This is a genomic window from Paenalcaligenes sp. Me131 (assembly GCF_050487225.1).
In the GTDB taxonomy this organism is placed as follows: Bacteria; Pseudomonadota; Gammaproteobacteria; order Burkholderiales; family Burkholderiaceae_B; genus Paenalcaligenes.
On the sequence record NZ_JBKQGY010000001.1, the window covers coordinates 510,685 to 527,569 of the forward strand.

General features: G+C 48.9%; 16 protein-coding genes. 11 read left to right on the forward strand and 5 right to left on the reverse strand.

From position 1 onward, the window contains the following. The first annotated feature begins 80 nt into the window (after positions 1-80). The 3 genes from ACLPHM_RS02435 (at position 81) to ACLPHM_RS02445 (ending at position 2,489) form a co-directional block, all read left to right on the forward strand. Positions 81-1,364, forward strand: coding sequence for a dicarboxylate/amino acid:cation symporter (locus ACLPHM_RS02435; protein WP_430219680.1), 1,284 nt, complete (start codon positions 81-83; stop codon positions 1,362-1,364). Between the two features lie 213 nt (positions 1,365-1,577). Then, entirely contained in the window at positions 1,578-2,093 is a 516-nt protein-coding gene (locus ACLPHM_RS02440; protein WP_430219681.1) for a class IV adenylate cyclase, read from the forward strand. Positions 2,094-2,165: 72 nt separating this feature from the next. Continuing rightward, entirely contained in the window at positions 2,166-2,489 is a 324-nt protein-coding gene (locus ACLPHM_RS02445; RefSeq protein WP_430219682.1) for a TfoX/Sxy family protein, read from the forward strand. Between the two features lie 20 nt (positions 2,490-2,509). On the opposite strand, the gene ACLPHM_RS02450 is transcribed toward ACLPHM_RS02445, so the two are convergent. Further along, positions 2,510-3,412 carry a LysR family transcriptional regulator gene (locus ACLPHM_RS02450; RefSeq protein WP_430219683.1) on the reverse strand — a complete coding sequence of 301 codons (903 nt, stop codon included), beginning with the start codon at positions 3,410-3,412 and terminating at the stop codon, positions 2,510-2,512. A gap of 89 nt (positions 3,413-3,501) precedes the next feature. Between ACLPHM_RS02450 and ACLPHM_RS02455 the strand changes: the two genes are divergently transcribed. After that, positions 3,502-4,248 (forward strand): sulfite exporter TauE/SafE family protein, encoded by a 747-nt coding sequence (locus ACLPHM_RS02455; RefSeq protein WP_430219684.1) that lies wholly within the window; start codon positions 3,502-3,504, stop codon positions 4,246-4,248. 2 nt (positions 4,249-4,250) lie between these two features. Here ACLPHM_RS02455 and ACLPHM_RS02460 read toward each other — a convergent pair whose 3' ends face one another. Both ACLPHM_RS02460 and ACLPHM_RS02465 read right to left on the reverse strand, forming a co-directional pair. Further along, the gene (locus tag ACLPHM_RS02460; protein ID WP_430219685.1) at positions 4,251-4,676 is read right to left on the reverse strand and encodes a hypothetical protein; all 426 of its coding nucleotides are present in this window, start codon (positions 4,674-4,676) and stop codon (positions 4,251-4,253) included. Positions 4,677-4,717: 41 nt separating this feature from the next. Further along, positions 4,718-5,068, reverse strand: coding sequence for a hypothetical protein (locus ACLPHM_RS02465; protein ID WP_430219686.1), 351 nt, complete (start codon positions 5,066-5,068; stop codon positions 4,718-4,720). A 224-nt stretch (positions 5,069-5,292) separates the two neighbouring features. Between ACLPHM_RS02465 and ACLPHM_RS02470 the strand changes: the two genes are divergently transcribed. From ACLPHM_RS02470 to ACLPHM_RS02495, 6 genes are all read left to right on the forward strand, one after another. Beyond that, positions 5,293-6,693 (forward strand): NAD(P)/FAD-dependent oxidoreductase, encoded by a 1,401-nt coding sequence (locus tag ACLPHM_RS02470; protein ID WP_430219687.1) that lies wholly within the window; start codon positions 5,293-5,295, stop codon positions 6,691-6,693. 9 nt (positions 6,694-6,702) lie between these two features. Then, complete coding sequence (locus ACLPHM_RS02475) at positions 6,703-7,665, forward strand: NAD(P)-dependent oxidoreductase (RefSeq protein ID WP_430219688.1); 963 nt, start codon at positions 6,703-6,705, stop codon at positions 7,663-7,665. Between the two features lies 1 nt (position 7,666). After that, positions 7,667-9,058, forward strand: coding sequence for an FAD-binding oxidoreductase (locus ACLPHM_RS02480; RefSeq protein WP_430219689.1), 1,392 nt, complete (start codon positions 7,667-7,669; stop codon positions 9,056-9,058). A gap of 128 nt (positions 9,059-9,186) precedes the next feature. After that, on the forward strand, positions 9,187-10,518 hold the full coding sequence (locus tag ACLPHM_RS02485; protein ID WP_430219690.1) for an NAD(P)/FAD-dependent oxidoreductase: 1,332 nt from the start codon (positions 9,187-9,189) through the stop codon (positions 10,516-10,518). A gap of 147 nt (positions 10,519-10,665) precedes the next feature. Then, positions 10,666-12,006: an MFS transporter gene (locus ACLPHM_RS02490; protein ID WP_430219691.1), complete on the forward strand. Its 1,341-nt coding sequence runs from the start codon at positions 10,666-10,668 to the stop codon at positions 12,004-12,006. 38 nt (positions 12,007-12,044) lie between these two features. Continuing rightward, on the forward strand, positions 12,045-12,395 hold the full coding sequence (locus ACLPHM_RS02495; protein WP_430219692.1) for a cupin domain-containing protein: 351 nt from the start codon (positions 12,045-12,047) through the stop codon (positions 12,393-12,395). A 47-nt stretch (positions 12,396-12,442) separates the two neighbouring features. On the opposite strand, the gene ACLPHM_RS02500 is transcribed toward ACLPHM_RS02495, so the two are convergent. Together ACLPHM_RS02500 and ACLPHM_RS02505 are read right to left on the reverse strand one after the other, a co-directional pair. Further along, a complete protein-coding gene (locus ACLPHM_RS02500) occupies positions 12,443-13,477 on the reverse strand; it encodes a GlxA family transcriptional regulator (RefSeq protein WP_430219693.1) in 1,035 nt (344 codons plus the stop codon). A 257-nt stretch (positions 13,478-13,734) separates the two neighbouring features. Beyond that, on the reverse strand, positions 13,735-16,005 hold the full coding sequence (locus tag ACLPHM_RS02505; protein ID WP_430219694.1) for a TonB-dependent siderophore receptor: 2,271 nt from the start codon (positions 16,003-16,005) through the stop codon (positions 13,735-13,737). 117 nt (positions 16,006-16,122) lie between these two features. Here ACLPHM_RS02505 and ACLPHM_RS02510 point away from each other — a divergent pair, with 117 nt between their 5' ends. Further along, positions 16,123-16,884 (forward strand): response regulator transcription factor, encoded by a 762-nt coding sequence (locus ACLPHM_RS02510; protein WP_430219696.1) that lies wholly within the window; start codon positions 16,123-16,125, stop codon positions 16,882-16,884. Position 16,885 lies beyond the last annotated feature (1 nt).

Below are 16,885 nucleotides of genomic sequence, written 5' to 3' on the forward strand. Positions count from 1 at the left end.
TATTTTAGCTGTGTCCTGTTTGCTGCATAACTGAAATGTTAGTTGAGATTTTAATAAGAATAGCAGTTGGAGTGAGAACCATGCGTTTTGTGAAAAGTTTGTTCGGGCAGGTGATTGTTGCACTATTACTGGGGGTACTGGCTGGCGTGATATGGCCAGACACGGCGGTAGCATTAAAGCCTTTTGGCGACGGTTTCATCAAATTGATCAAGATGATCATCGCGCCTTTGGTGTTTTGTGTGGTGGTGCACGGTATTTGCGGCACCAGTGATATTAAGAAAGTAGGGCGCGTTGGGGTGAAAGCGCTGGTGTATTTCGAGGTGGTCACTACGTTTGCCTTGGTATTGGGTATTAGCTTGGCGTACGTCTTTTCGCCAGGTGGTGGTATGAATGTGGACACCAATACCTTAGATGCCAGTGAAATGGCTGCCTATACATCACGCGTGGCAGCGGCGACAGACACCACAGGCTTCTTGATGAACATTATTCCTACTACCTTTGTAGATGCGTTTGCCAGTGGGGATATTTTGCAGGTGCTGTTGATCGCCATTTTGTTTGGCTTGGCAGTGGCCATGTTGGGTGAAAAGGGGCGTCCCATTGCACAGCTCATCGACTTGCTATCGCACGTATTCTTTAAGCTCATTGGTTTTATTGTGCGTTTGGCTCCGCTAGGGGTATTAGGTGCGGTTGCCTTTACGGTTGGGAAGTATGGGATTGGTACACTGGGCAAGTTAGGCATGTTGGTAGCACTGTTTTACGTGACATGCTTCATCTTTGTCGTGGTGATATTAGGGACCATTTTGCGATTGGCTGGTTTCAATATCTTTAAGTTCATCCGTTATTTGCGTGAAGAACTGCTGGTGGTATTGGGTACGGCGTCGTCCGATGCTGTATTGCCGCAAGTGATGCGTAAGCTTGAACGTTTAGGGGTGAAAAACACCACGGTGGGTTTAGTGATTCCTACGGGCTACTCGTTTAACTTGGATGGTTTTTCTATTTACTTAACACTGGCCGCCGTCTTTATCGCCCAAGCTACCAATACGCCTCTGAGTTTTGTAGACCTGATGACCATCTTGCTGATCTCTATGTTGACCTCTAAGGGGGCGCATGGTGTGCCTGGATCAGCCATTGTGATCTTGGCCGCAACGCTCAGTGCTGTACCAGCGATTCCTGCCATAGGCTTGGTCTTGGTGTTATCTGTAGACTGGTTTATGGGCATGGCTAGGGCACTTACCAACATGATTGGTAATTGTGTTGGTACGGTGGTAATTGGTGCATGGGAGGGTGACGTGGATAAAGCGCGTGCCCATGCGGTCTTAAATGGTGAGCTGATTGTTGACTTGAGTAAAGCAGAGGACGACTAGCTTGTACCATTGATGCTTTACCGTTGCCTGCCAAAGCCTCAATAGCGTTTATTGGGGCTTTTGGTTGTACGGATTCCTGTAAGGCCTAGGCGTGATTTCAAGCGTGTTACTCGTTGATGCGCGACAATAATCCTGTAGTAGCGCTGAAATGTGCCAGAGGTTCATTCACGCGTTAGAAACGAGCTAGGTAAATAGGCGTATCACGGAGCATTTATGGCACGAAATATAGAAATCAAAGCACATATAGACAGTATTGTCGGTGTGCTGCCCAAGGCATTAGCAGTGGCGACGGCGTCCCCCGTGGAAATACAGCAAGACGATACTTTCTTTCAGTGCACAAATGGGCGATTGAAGTTACGGGCGTTTGATGAACACCGTGGCGAGCTAATTTTCTATAGCCGCCCAGATCAAGCTGGCCCTAAAACCTCGTTTTACCTGATTAGCCAAAGCGATCAGCCTCAGCAATTGCGAGACGTATTGGCGGCAGCTCATGGTGTGGTTGGCCGGGTGATCAAACATCGCACCTTGGTTATGGCAGGGCGTACGCGTATTCACCTAGATCGAGTGCAAGGTTTGGGCGAGTTTGTAGAGCTTGAAGTGGTGTTAGACGATGATGAGGACACGGCGGTAGGGATTGCCGAGGCACATGCGTTGATGCAGCAGTTAGGGGTAGGTACTGATCAACTGATTGACACGGCTTATGTGGATTTACTGCGCGCCTCAACCTGATCACAGAGACTAGGTAGCATCAGTGGGCATGGGTAAAATAGGGCACAGCTACTTTTAAGGTTGCGTCGGACTATGGCTACCTCTGCAGAGATCATTAATTTTTTGCTAGACCAACTTTCTACGGTTCATCAGCTCAGCACGCGACGCATGTTTGGTGAGTATTGCGTGTATGTGGCGGGTAAGCCTGTAGGCTTTGTGTGCAATGATCAGTTGTACCTCAAAATCACACCAGCAGGCCGGGCCTTCGCGCCAGGCTTAACGGAGGGCTTTCCTTATCCCGGTGCCAAAGCGTACTTGCTGGTGACCGCAGACCGCTGGGAAGACCGAGAGTGGCTGGTAGAGCTAGTCTTGGTGACGGACAGCGATTTGCCAGCTGCAAAGCCTCGCAAGAAATAAAGCGCTACTGGCTACACCTTTTACGATGAGGCGAGCTCAGGCCTAGCACCTAGGTGCGCTACTAGGCTTTGCATGGGAGCACTGAGTTGAGCCCATTCGCGATAGCACACACAGAGTTGCCTACGTGCCCAACTGTCCGTTAGCGTTAGTTTTTTGTAGGCATAACGACGTTGAAGGCGGGTAGCGATGGTTTTGGGCACAATGGCTATGCCTATCCCGTGTTGGACCATTTCGCCTATGCCCTCAAAAGTCTTCATCTGTATGCGTGATTGCAGCACATGGCCTAGCGCTTGAGCTTGTGCTTCTAGGTGGTCTTGCAGCGCATTACCTGAGGGTAAACCAATAAAGTTTTCATGTAGCAGTTGGGCAAAAGAGAGTGTGGATTCTGTTGCCAGCCGGTGCGTGGGTGGCACGATAGCCAGTAAGTGATCTGATGCAACAGGCTGTAGGTGTAAGTGGGGTGCGGTGACAGCATCAGAGATAACGCCAGCTTCTGCAATGCCAGCCGTAATACTGTGAACGATTTCGGCGCTGGTACGCTCTCGTAGGTCTATGCGCAGTTGCGGGCGTGTGCTGAGCCAACTGGCAATCCTAGGCGGTAAAAAGTAGGACAATGCCGCCGTGTTGGCATAGAGTGTGAGCGAGCCTTTGGTGCCGAGAGCAAAGTCACGTAGTTCGCCTTTAAGCAGTGTCTGTTGTTGCAGTATTACGCGAGCGTGATGGGCTAAGGCATCTCCGGCCTCTGTCGTTATTACGCCCCGTGCCTGACGTATGAGTAGCGGCACGCCAGCGTCGTCTTCAATTTTGCGTATACGCTCGCTGGCAGAGGCTAAGGCTAAATGCGCACGCACAGCGCCTTGGGTAATACTACCCGCCTCAACCACACATAAGAAAAGCTGTAGATCAGTCAAATCAAGACGCATAATTCTGCTCGCTTATACTTCGGTTTTTCCGAAGGGTTGAGTCCTAAAACCTCATTGTGCATCAGCGGCGTCAGCGCTTCAATAAGCGCATGACTACAGAACTTTATTTTTATTTACTGCTGACGGCGACCTTCTTCTTTGCTGGTATGGTGAAGGGCGTAACCGGCATGGGGCTACCTACAGTAGCAATGGGCGTATTAGGCACTACGATGCCAGCATCAATGGCGGCAGCAATGCTAGTACTGCCATCTTTTATCACCAACGTGTGGCAGTTGTTGGCGGGGCCTGCGATAGCGAAGTTATGGCGTCGTTTGTGGCCGTTGTTGTTGACTATTTGCGTGGGAACGGTAGGTGGAACCGTGCTGTTAGTGCATGTAAACCCATTGTGGTCAGGGTTTGCATTAGGTGTGGCGTTAATCGTGTATGCGGTGTATGCCTTGGTCGCGCCCGTGTTTTTCGTGCCTACCAAGGCAGAGCGCTGGGCTTCGCCGCTAGTGGGTGTGTTAACCGGGATCATCACCGGAGCAACCGGTGTTTTTGTCATGCCAGCAGTACCCTATATCAGTGCCTTAAATCTGAGCAAAGACGAATTAGTGCAAGCACTGGGACTATCTTTTACGGTGTCTACCGTGGCGCTGGCTGTGGGGTTGTTCGTGCATGGAGCGTTTAGAGTAGAGCAACTGGGGTTATCTACGTGGGCGGTAGTTCCAGCATTAATGGGTATGTGGTTGGGCGCGCGCGTTCGAGCGAGGATTAGCCCCAAACGTTTCAAACAGTGCTTCTTGGTGTTTTTGGTTGTGTTAGGAGGTGAGCTTGCCTCGCAACCTTTTTTCTAGCCTCATAAGCCTAGCTTTTTAAGCAAACAGTCTGCCACCATCACATCTAAATGCGCGCCACCCCCATTTTTGAATACGCTAATGTCGTGCTCAGCACGTAGGCCGCTTGGGTGGGCAACCATATCGTACAGATCGCCTCGTAAGTGCGTTGCAGTAATGGCACCGGAAGCAATAGGTGCTGCAATCTCGCCTATGTGATGCGTGGTGGCGTGGCTGTCTACGTATAAAACAGAGGCTGCAATGAGCGCATCGTCTGCCTCATGCATCGTAGCAGTAAAAGCCCCCACCAAATCAATGTGTGTACCTGGACGTATCCATTCCCCGCGCAGGATTGGACTTTGCGCTTGAGTGGCACTCGCTAAGGCTGCGGGTAAATCAGTTACGGCGTGAACAGCGATATCCATACCAGCCAATTGATTGCAGAGCATGTGCGCTTTTTCTATGCGTCTAGCCCAGATAGATATTTTTTCTAAGCAGGGAACAGCGCACAGTAAGCACGCGCCAGATTTCTTGCCACAACGCCTGCACCCACAATCACCAGATGTTTGCTGTCAGGGCGTGCTAGTAAGGTGGCGCCCAGCACCGTGGGTGTTGGGTAAACCATGTGCTGCATTGTGATTAAACACACTCTCAGTTTTGATGCCAAAGCCTTACCTTCTATACGTGCGGCGCGTGTCATCAACATACCATTTTCAGGTCCAAACAACAGATCGTGCATGTCTGCTTTAGGTAGCAAGTGGCCTTGGCGTAATGCGTCCACGGCCTCTGGCCAACTGAGTACAGATTTGGCGTCTTCGTAGCATAAGTAGGTTGCGGGCATGTTAGTGAAGGTCCAGAGAAAAGTGCACGGCTATTGGCGATGTTGTGCACGAAAAAGAAGCCGAACTAAGCGGTGCAGCATAAACGCTCGTCCATAGTAATCGCAAAGAGGGTTTACACGTAGACGTAAAGACATCCTAAATTCTGTCATTTTCCTGCTATCGACAAAGGTGCACGTCGAGAAATACTAGAGCCAATTCATAAAGCAGAAAAAGGATAACGTTTATGTACAGAGGGTTCTGGTATGCGGAGGCATTGGATCAGGAAAGCGCGTTGGCACCGAGCTTGAGGGGGGCTATAGAGGCGGATGTATGCATTATCGGGGGAGGCTTTTTTGGTTTATGGTCTGCCATACGCTTAAAGCAGGCGAACCCAGACATGAATGTTGCTGTGATAGAGCGTGATCGTTGTGGCTCAGGGGCAAGCGGTCGTAATGGAGGCATTGCTACAAACTGGTGGGCGAAGTACTTGTCGTTGATGCAAATCTGCGGTGAGCAGGAGGCCAGACGAGTATGCGAGGCAGCAGAGTCTGCCATTGATGAAATAGGCAGCTTTTGTGACGAACATGGTATTGATGCCGAGTTTCGCAAAGATGGATGGTTGTGGACCGCCAGTAACCAAACCCAGATGGACTCGTGGGAGCTGCTAACCCTTGAGTTGGAAAAGCACGGGTTGAATCCGTTTCAGCTAGTGTCGCCTGATGAGGTTAGGCAACGTACCGGTTCCCCACGAGTGCTTGGGGGGATTTTTGACCCCAATGCCGCAACCGTACAGCCCGCAAAATTAGCACGCGGTTTACGAGCCGTCGCTATCAAGCTAGGCGTACAAGTGTTCGAGCACACTCCACTAACAAAACTGGAACGATCTGAGCTTCCTGTCGTGCACACGCCAGAAGGCAGCATTCGAGCCAAGAAAGTCGTGGTGGCAATGAATGCATGGGGGGCGCAGTTCCCCGAGTTACGACGCATGATTACGCTCATGTCCAGCGATATGGTGGCCACAGCACCTGTGCCTGAGCGTTTGAAAGCCATAGGGTTAGACAGTGGCGTAGCCATTACAGACTCCCGTACGTTGTTGAACTATTGGCGTAACACCACCAAAGGACGCATCGTATTTGGTAAGCCTTTAGGGCAGTTTGGTTTTGCCGGTGATATAGAAACCATTTACGACAAGCCTAGCCCTGCTGCTGACAAAGTAGAGCAGGAGATGCGTAGCTTCTACCCGCAGTTAAATGATGTGCCTGTAGTCAGTAACTGGACTGGCCCCATAGATAGAACGATAAAAGGGCTACCTAATTTTGGCCGTTTGGGTGGTCACCAGAATATCTTTTTTGGGATTGGTTTTTCAGGTAATGGGGTGGGAACGACAGTCTTTGCCAGCCGCATTATTAAGTCGTTGGTAGAGGGTGTTAACGATGAGTGGGCAAATTGCGGCTTAGTTGATCAAGAGATCAAACTGTTTCCCCCCGAGCCTTTTAGCTATCTAGGTGCACATGTGGTGCGTAATGCGCTGGTGAAAAAAGAGCGCTATGAGGACATGAATAAACAAGCAGGTTGGTTGACACAAAAGCTGGCAGCGTTGGCTCCGGCTGGTTATGTGCCGCAACTCAACGACGTTAAAGAATAGAGAGTTGCCATGACACACCATATTGTTTTCTTAGATTACGAAGGTATAGGGCCTGCGGTCAGTATTAATAGACCTGAGTTTCCTCATACATGGACCAACTATGCGTATACCGCCCCAGATCAGGTGGTTGAGCGCTTAAAGGATGCCACGATTGCAGTGACCTGCAGTTTGCCGTTACGCCAAGAACAGTTAGAGCAGCTGCCTAATCTGCAAATGATTTCTATGGCGTTAACCGGGGTGGATATTGTCGATGTGGCGTATTGCCAAGAACGCGGTTTACGCGTAGCAAACGTGCCTGGCTATGCCGAGAACACAGTGGCAGAACATACCTTGTCGCTGATTTTTGCACTATTGCGTCGCACGGGGAATTACCACCAGTTGATGCGCGACATACACGAGGGCAAGGCTGCGCTACAAAACTTATACCTGAATTACAGGGTGAGGGATCTGCGTGGGCTACAGCTGGGCATCATTGGTAATGGGCCTATTGCTCATCGACTGAAGCAGATCGCTGAAGGTGTAGGCATGCAGGTGAAACTGCATGACAGAAACGGTAAGTACCAAGGCAACGAGTATGTTCCGTTAACTCAGTTACTCAAAACCAGCGATGTGCTGGCGATTTGCTGTCCGTTAACGTCGGAAACCTATCATCTGATTGGTGCAACTGAGCTTACCCTGATGAAAAAAGACGCATTGCTGATTAATACAGGGCGTGGTGGGGTGATTAATGAGCCTGCCATGATTAGCGCCTTACAAGAAAACCGTTTGGGGGGAGTCGCTTTGGATGTGGTGGAGCACGAGCCTATACAACTGGATAACCCTATTTTTCAGCTTATTCACCATCCTAATTTTATGCTCACCCCGCATGTGGCATGGAGCAGCGAGAACGCCATGCAAACATTAATGGATAAAGCGATTGCCAACATCGTCGAGTTTGTGGGCAGCGAAAATAACGTTCACATGGAAAACTAGTATGCAAAGCGTAATAGAGCAGTTAGTCGCTATCGTGGGCGAGCATAGGGTAAAGATAGATGTAGATAGTCAGCAGGTGTTTGGTAAAGACCAAACCCGAGTATTTACGCCTAACCCTATGGCTGTTGTGTTCCCGGATAACACCGAAGAGGTGCAAAAAATAGTGCAACTGGCCAATCAGCAGCGCATCGCTATTGTGCCTTCTGGCGGGCGTACAGGGCTTTCGGGTGGGGCGGTAGCCATGAAGGGCGAAATAGTCCTGAGCCTAGAAAAAATGAATCGAGTTTTGGATTATTTGCCTGAGGACAGAGTGATACAGGTACAGGCTGGCATGGTCACAGAACAGTTGCAAACGATTGCCGAAGAAAAGGGGGGGTTTTACCCCGTTGATTTTGGTTCATCCGGCTCTAGCCAGATAGGGGGGAATATTGCAACCAATGCTGGTGGTATCAAGGTCATACGCTATGGCATGACCCGTAATTGGGTGTTGGGGCTAACAGTGGTTACGGGCAGTGGTGAGGTGCTACATATTAATAACGGCATGATGAAAAATGCCACCGGCTATGCGTTGCAGCATTTGTTTATAGGCTCAGAGGGGACATTGGGGGTGATTACCGAAGCACATATGAAGCTAGAGCGTCAGCCGCAGAATTTACAAGTGCTCGTCCTGGGCGTGCCCAACTTTGAGGCGGTGATGCCGGTCATGCGTGAATTCAGAGCACAAATAGATTTAACAGCTTTTGAGTTTTTTGATGCGAATGCGATGCAAAAAGTGGTGGATTGCGGTCATGTGAGCGCACCCTTTACGACGCAAGCGCCTTTCTATGTGTTGATCGAGTTTGAAAGCCCGCATGAGGAAACCCTGAATCAAGCCATGCAGGTATTTGAAGCCTGCATGGAGAAAGGCTGGGTGCTGGATGGCGTATTAAGCCAGTCGCTAGAGCAGTTGAAAAATCTCTGGCGCTTGCGCGAAGACATCACGGAGTCTTTATCGGGGTATACCACCAACAAAAATGATATCTCGGTGCTGATTGGTCATGTCCCAGCATTCATCAACGATATAGAGCAGTTTTTTGCTCAACATTATGCCGCCTTTGAAACCTGCTGGTTTGGACATATTGGTGACGGCAACCTGCATTTGAATGTGGTGAAGCCACAAGACATGCCCATCCCTGAGTTCTATGAGTTATGTAAAAGCATCAACCCTAAGATTTTCGAGCTAGTGGCGAAATATGGAGGATCAATCTCGGCAGAACATGGGGTAGGGCTCACTAAAAAACCATATTTAGCATACAGTCGTAGCCCAGTTGAGGTGGACTATATGAGGGGTATAAAACAGCTTTTTGACCCGCATGGGATTATGAATCCTGGCAAGATTTTCGACATAGCATAACAACCTGAAACCCGCTTGTACCAAGCCGTGGAACACGGGCGACATTTTCTTCTGAAAATAGTCCGTTTTCTTATATGGGCAATCTTGGATGAGGGTAAGAATGGCTATAACAATAGTGGGGAGACAACATGATAAGAATTACATCTACACCCGCAGATGATAATGGTTGTGCGTGGTATCACTTAAGCCAGAAACGCGCTGTAAAACCAATGCTTACCGGTAAAGTGGAAGCGGATTGGGTGGTTGTGGGGGCAGGCTTTGCTGGGTTATCGGCAGCGCGACAGTTAGCGAACAACTTCCCCGATGACAGCATTGTGCTGGTAGAAGCGCAAGAGGTGGGTTTTGGAGCGTCGGGCCGAAACTCTGGTTTCCTAATTGACCTACCACATGACATCGGTGCTCCGGATTATATTGGTGACTTGAACACAGCTGGTATGTACCTGAAGCTAAACCGAGCGGCCCAAGAAATCCTAAAAGGCTTGGTGGCAGAGTTTTCCATTGATTGCAAAATGGATCCTATAGGCAAGTACCAGTCTGCGGTGGAGCAACGCGGTCTTGACGTGTTGGCGGCCTATCAAAAAGGTTTGGATCGCTTAGGCACTGAGTATCACGTGATAGAAGAAAAAGACCTGCCAGAGCGCATTGGTACTTCATTTTATAAACGTGCGCTCTTTACACCAGGGACTATCTTGGTGCAGCCCTCAGCCTTAGTAAAAGGGCTGGCCGAAAATCTACCCAAAAACGTGACGTTGTATGAGCATACGGTCATCACGGAGTTTGATAATGAAACACACCCTCATAAAGTCGTACTGCATACCGCTAATGGGGGCGTTATTGAGGCTAAAAAACTGGTCTTAACCAACAATGCTTTTGCTGCTAAGTTTGGTTTTTATACTGGTAGATTACTGCCTATTTTTACATACTCCAGCATGACGCGAGTGCTGACAGAAGAAGAGGGCGAACGTTTGGGTGGCCAACGCACATGGGGCATTATTCCAGCTGATACCTTTGGGACTACGCTAAGACGCACACCGGATAATCGCCTGTTAGTACGCAATAGTTTTAGCTACAACAGTGATGGCCGCAGCAAACCAGATCTACTTCCGAAAATCCGTCAGCGACACCGTCGATCCTTCGAGAACCGTTTTCCCATGTTGAGTAACACCGAGTTTGAGTACACATGGGGCGGGGCACTATGTATGTCCCGCAATGGCGAAGGCGTGTTTGGTCAGCTAGGCAAGAACGTATATGGTGCACTGTGCTGCAACGGATTAGGCACGACAAAAGGCACGATTACGGGGGCGTTGTTAGCCGATTGGTTGGCCGGCGAGCGCAATGACATGATCGACTTTTTGTTAGCATCGCCAGGGCCTAGCAGCACACCACCGGATCCCTTCTTAACGCTGGGTGTGAACATCAATTTGATGTATTCACAGCGTAGGGCAGGCATAGAGGCATAGCTCATTTTTACTGATTACATTCCCCTTTCATAAAGGGGATAGGAGTCGTATTGCCAAAAATAAAGCATTCAGATGTGTAGCGAAGACTTCTTTTAAAAATAACTCCCATTGATAAATACATAAATTAAATGTGGATGGAGGCAATTCATGAGACAAAAAACACCGATAGAGGATATCCCTTTAAACAGTTTTCACAAGAAATTAACGTTTTACTCATCTGGTGGACCATTTTTAGATGGTTACGTTCTGAGCGTAATAGGCGTCGTGATGATGCAGATTACTCAGGACCTGAGCTTAACCACGTTTTGGCAAGGGTTGATTGCAGCGTCTGCGCTGATAGGTATTTTTATCGGCGGTTTTCTAGGGGGCATCATTACTGACAGATTGGGTAGGAAAGTGCTGTACCTGATTGATTTAATTGCCATTATTGGATTCTCAGTAGCACAGTTCTGGGTGGACTCCGCATGGATGTTATTTGTATGGCGTCTATTGCTGGGTATTGCCGTAGGGGCGGATTACCCCATCGCTACTGCCTTTCTCACAGAGTTTTTACCTAGAAAATATCGAGGCACCATGATTTCTGTAATGGTGGTGCTGTGGTTTATGGGGGCTGCATCGGCATATATCGTAGGTGAAATAGCGTTACGTTATGGCGGTGCAGAGGCATGGCGTTGGGTGTTAGCTAGTGCCTTAGTGCCAGGGGTGATCTTCCTTATGGCTAGATATGGTACCCCCGAGTCACCGCGCTGGTTGCTTAGCAAGGGGCGTGTAGAAGAAGCGGATGCCGTGATCAAAAAAGTTTATGGCCAACAGTATTCGGTAGAAGATCTTAAAGAGGAGGTGGTGAGTAACGCCAAGAAAATTACGGTGTATGACTTATTCCACTCAGGTTATGGCAAACGAATGCTTTTCGTGTGTATGTATTGGACGTGCTCGATTATCCCTATTTTTGCCATTTATGCTTTCGCTCCTCAAGTTCTTAAGGCACTGCGTATAAGTGAAGATATGGCCACTATAGGTTCGGTTTTGATTACGGTGCTGTTTACCGTGGGGTGTATCTTCGCCACGATGCTGATCAATGTTATGGGACGCAAGAAAATGTTGTTCCACAGTTTCTTGTGGTCTGGGCTGATGTTGTTCTTGCTAGGGTTGTACCCGAACTCACCATCATCGATTATTTTGCTGTTGTTCTCTGGCTATGCGATTTTTGTAGGTGGTACGCAAGTCTTGCTCTATGTATACCCGAACGAACTTTTTCCAACCGAGGTCAGAGCGACGGCTGTGGGCATGGTGACGTCTATTTCCAGAATTGGTGCAGCAACAGGAACTTATTTAGTGCCCATGTCGTTAGTGGACTTTGGGATTGAGTTCACGATGTTAGTTGCTGCAGGGTTGTCCCTGATTGGGGTGTGGTCAGCGTGGAAGTTGGCCCCCGATGTGGATGCATTGTCGCTCTCTGATGCTGCAAGCCTGAGTCTTTCCAGATAAGTATCACTGGTTAGTTACGTTTAATAATGAGGAAAAAAATGAGTAATCAAGTCGTAGTGATTCGAGCAGTAGAAGCAACGAAAATGGGCGCGGCAGCCCCTGCTAAATTCCCGCTAGGGGACATCATTGCCATGCAAAGCACGGCGCAAGCGCATGACGTGATAGAAAGTGATGCAATGATAGGCGTATGGGAAAGTACACCAGGGCGATTTGAGCGTTTTTTACCCAATCGAGAGTTCAGCTATATCGTGCAAGGCTGGTGCGTGTTTGAACCCGAAGGTTTGGATCCTGTGGAGCTGCATGCGGGTGACGCCGTGCTGTTTCCAGCTGATTGCAAAGGCATTTGGGATATCAAAGAAAACTTCAAAAAGACCTATTGCTTGTTCTAAGGAGTGAAACATAAAAGAGCGCATGCGCGCTCTTTTATAGGGTTAGCTTACTTGTCTATTTCGTGACGGCGCTTTCTATATGAATAGGGGGTTTCGCCGTACAGTTTTTTGAACCAAGAAATAAAGTGTGACGCATCGGAGAAACCGCACTCCATCGCAATGTTGGTCACGTAGTCGCTGGTGTTAGTCAGTAAAAAACGCGCATGCTCTAACCGTAAACGTCGCCAGTAACTGGCTGGGGATTCATTCGTGTTCACAGCAAATGCACGATGTAGTTGGCGGGTGTTGGTATCAGCATGATTGGCAACATCCGTCATGGTGATTTGACTGCTTAAGTTATCACGCATGTAGGTGATGGCTTTTTTAACTATCTCGTTCTCATAAATATTGGGGTTTTTAAACAAGATAGAGTCAGTGGGGCCACTTACGCTGGGTTTGTGAGGCAGCAGTAAATAATCCAAGCTTTTCTGCGCACGAACATTGCTGCAGTTCTTGCGTATCAGTGCTGTAGCAAGCCCTATGGCAGTACCGCCAGGACACGTGTAAATTCCACCGTCTTCAATAAAGTTGTCATCGATAAGTGCTTTGGCATTCGGGAATTTTTGTTTGAACTCATCAATGATGGCGTAGTGTATAGCGCATTTACGTTGATCCAGAATACCTGCTCTACCCAATACAAACGAAGCCGAGCACAGAGCAATAATTGAAATCTTTGCTTCATTGATTTGTTGTAACGTCAGTAGCAGCTCCTCTGAGGGGGAGCGCGTTTCAGACAACAAACCACCCGCTAGCACTACATAGTCATAGTTATTAAAAGGGTCAAAAGTGGTGGTGGGGTGTATGAGCAACCCGCAACTGGCGGTGACCGGTTGGTTATCAAAGGTCATCCAGTCCCATTGGCAGTAAATCTGCTGGCTTCGGTATTCTTTGTCGGCCGCAAAACGTAAGGATTCCACAAGTCCCGCGACGGGAGCTAAGGTGAACTTATTCATCAAAATAAAGCCGACGCGCATATCGGGCTGGATGTTTTCCAGATCCTCAATGGCGATGAAATCCCCTAGGGAGGAAGCAAGGTCGTGCATCGTTCATACTGTCTCGGTTAATTATGCAGCCACCTAAATCTAGATGGCAGTGTTTTTTTATGGCTGCTGACACAAGAGGTGAGTGATGGCCTGTGTCATTACACACCAGTATACTGCGCGCTTTTCGCTAGTGTGTCAGTGTACGTATCAGCCGTGTAACGACTACCGTAATAAGGCTGCTTACGGTGGGCAATACACAAAAAAACGGCACTTACTTTCAAGTGCCGTTTTAGGGTGCATGAGAACCTAACTACGGTTTAGAACTTCGCCCGTAGGTTCAGCATAAAGCTGCGTGGTTCGCCGTAAATCAACCCGTTGTAAAAACCAAATTGTCGGTAATAGGTTTTATCAAAGAGGTTGTTGATGTGCGCGCTTAGACTGAAGTTTTTATTCAGGTCGTAGCGAGCCATCACGTTGGTAAGCATGTAGCCTGATTGACGTATGGGGCTATTGTCAAACTTGCCATTACCTAGAGGGCGACCGGGCATAGGCGTACTGGTAGTAGAGCTGTTGTAGCTGATGCTAGTACCCAGAGTCAGTTTGTCGGACAGTATGTCAGGTCTGTAGGTGGTGCTTAGCCTTACGCTGTGTCGAGGGTCTTCACGTGGGCTGCCGTTAGCGTTAGGGTCTACAACGTTCATGTAGGTATAGCCAGCGTAGATGTTCCAGCGGCTGCTAATAGCACCGGCTACTTGCAAATCTATACCAGTGGATTTCACGCCAGTGGCATTTGCTACATAGGCTTGATCGCCGGTATCCTGCACGGTGTTGTCGTCATCTGCTTTAGCAACGTTTTTTTGTTGGGCATGGAAGATGGCTACGGTAGTAGACAGCGTGTCATCTAACCAACTGCTTTTGATACCTGCTTCATAGCTAGCACCGCGTATGGGTTTGATGACGTTGCCGCCAACATCGCGCTGGCTTTGCGGTTTAAAGACATCAGTGTAACTGCTGTAAAGCGTGTGGTTAGGGGTGATGTCAAAGGTCAGACCCAGATAGGGTGTCCAGACTTTTTTGTCCAATTCTGCACGACGGTCACTACGTACATCGTCTTTGTCGTAGTCGTGAGCGTAGGTTTTGTAGTGGCTGTAACGTGAGCCCAGAATAACCTTCAGTTGATCAGTCAGCTCTAGTCTAGTTGCCAGATAGGCACCGTAGTTAGTCGTGGTGGTGACACCGCGAGCATTGGTTCTGAAGGTTTGTGGTGCACCGAACTCATCACCATTCCAGGTTTGCCAGTTCGTGGGCAAGTCTAAACGGTATTGGCAGCCTCGGGCGGGGACGATGCCATCAATATGGCAGTTGCCCAAAGCACCGCTAAATTGGTAGGAGGTTTCTTCGGTGCGTTGGCCATTTAACCCGATAATCAGCTCATGCTCTCTGCCTAATAGCTGGAATGGGCCGTTAATGTTCATTGAGAACGCATGTTGGCGGGTCTCGCTCTCGGAGTGCAAGCTATTTAGGTACGCAAGGCCAGAGTCTTTATCAAAGAAGCCCCATGTGGAACCGGCGCTGTTTGCTTTCAGTACCCCAAAACTGTTGACGCTATCCAGATGACTGTAGCTGTAGTTCGCGCCCAGATTCCAACCACCTCCCAAGTTTTGGTCTAGGTTTGCAAACCAGGTAGAGTTTTTACGTTGGGTGTGGCTCCAGTCTGTGACGGGGTGAAAGCGTCTATCAAAGTCGGTCTCACTGCCATCGGCAAACCAAATAGGAACGTTAGTCCCCCATGAGGTGCCTTTGTGTTTTTTGTAATCGTATTCATAGCCCGCCGTGATGCTGGTGTTGGGCGATAGGTCATAGGTCAGCGTGGCCAACACACCTAGCGTTCTAGGGTGCTCATTGTTGCGGAAGGTATTGCTGTTATCACCACTGACAATTAAGCGCGCACGCAAGTCGCCGTCTGTAGACAGCGGGGTGTTGATGTCACCCATCACGCGCTGCTTGCGCCAGCTACCTACCTCTACTTCGCCGATGACTTGGAAGTCTCGTAGCGCTTTTTTACGCGATAAGCTGACGGTGGCTGATGGGTCACCTGTGCCGCCTAACAAGCCATTGGCGCCACGTAGAATGGTGACGTTCTCGTAGAGATCCATGTTGATGGTGCCACCAATGCCAGAGAAGCCTGACTCACCATTGAATTCCAGCCCATCGATTCGGTAATTGGTGATGTTAAAACCACGCGCTCTATAGGTGGTACGCGAGCCAATATCCACTTCGTTAACCGTAATACCAGACACAGAAAGCAGGGCGTCATCCAACGTTTGGATGTTTTCGTCTTCTAGCTGCTGCCTAGTAATGTTGGTAATAGCTTGAGGGGTTTCTTTTTCTTCTAGGTTCAAACCAGTAGCGCTGCGGCTATAGGTTTGCTGATAGCTGTCTTCGGGATCAAGGTTCTCATGCCCTTTAATCGTAATGCTTTTAAGGGTGTGCGGGGACTCTTGAGCCAGAACACTGTGGCCAGACATGGCCAGCATCACCAAGGCGACCAGTGGTTTTAGCGTAACGCTAGATAAGGGTGACGGCAAAGCTTAACTCCTAATATAATAATGAGAATAATTCTTGTTTGCCGTAAGGTTAGCGTGTATGGTTTTAGGCTGTGTTGTGACGTGTATTGAAACGCAGCTGAATTGTATTGGTATGTAATGGACGAACAAAAAAATAAACAACGGCACGTATTAATTATTGAAGATGATCTGGAGTTGGCCGAGTTAGTCGCGCAGGAACTTAGGTTTGGCGGCTTCAAAACGCATATAGCACAAAGTGGCAGAGAAGCCGCTAAGCTATTGAAAGAACAAACGATTGCATTGGTTTTGTTAGATTTGATGCTGCCAGGTGAGGATGGGCTAGAAATATGCAAACAGATTCGTCGCGGCGAGCATTCACCTGCCATCATCATGGTGACGGCGCGTGGTGAGCTTGTAGATAAAGTGACTGGCTTAGAGTTGGGCGCAGACGACTATGTGGTTAAGCCCTTTGAAGCCCGTGAACTGCTTGCACGCTGTAAAGCGGTGATGCGTAGGCAGGGAGGGGGGCGTGCTACGACGCATACGGCGGAGGAGCAGCCAGTGACCGAACCTGTGCGCTATGGCTTTTTAGGGTGGTCTCTGGACATAAAAGCCAGACAGCTTTACTCCCCTGAGGGGGTAATGATCTCGCTGCCTAATTCAGACTTTCATGTGTTAGCGGCATTGGTAGAGTCTCCCGGCAAGGTGTTAAGCAGAGCGCTACTGCTGGAAAGAGCATTTAGTCGCAGCATGAGCTATGAGGATCGTGCGGTCGACGTTTGCATTAGCCGCTTGCGCCAGCATTTGGAAAAAGACCGCTCTAAACCTGAGCTGATCAGAACGGTGCGTAATGAAGGCTATGTGCTGTATGTAGACCCCGCACACATTACAGTGCAGTAAT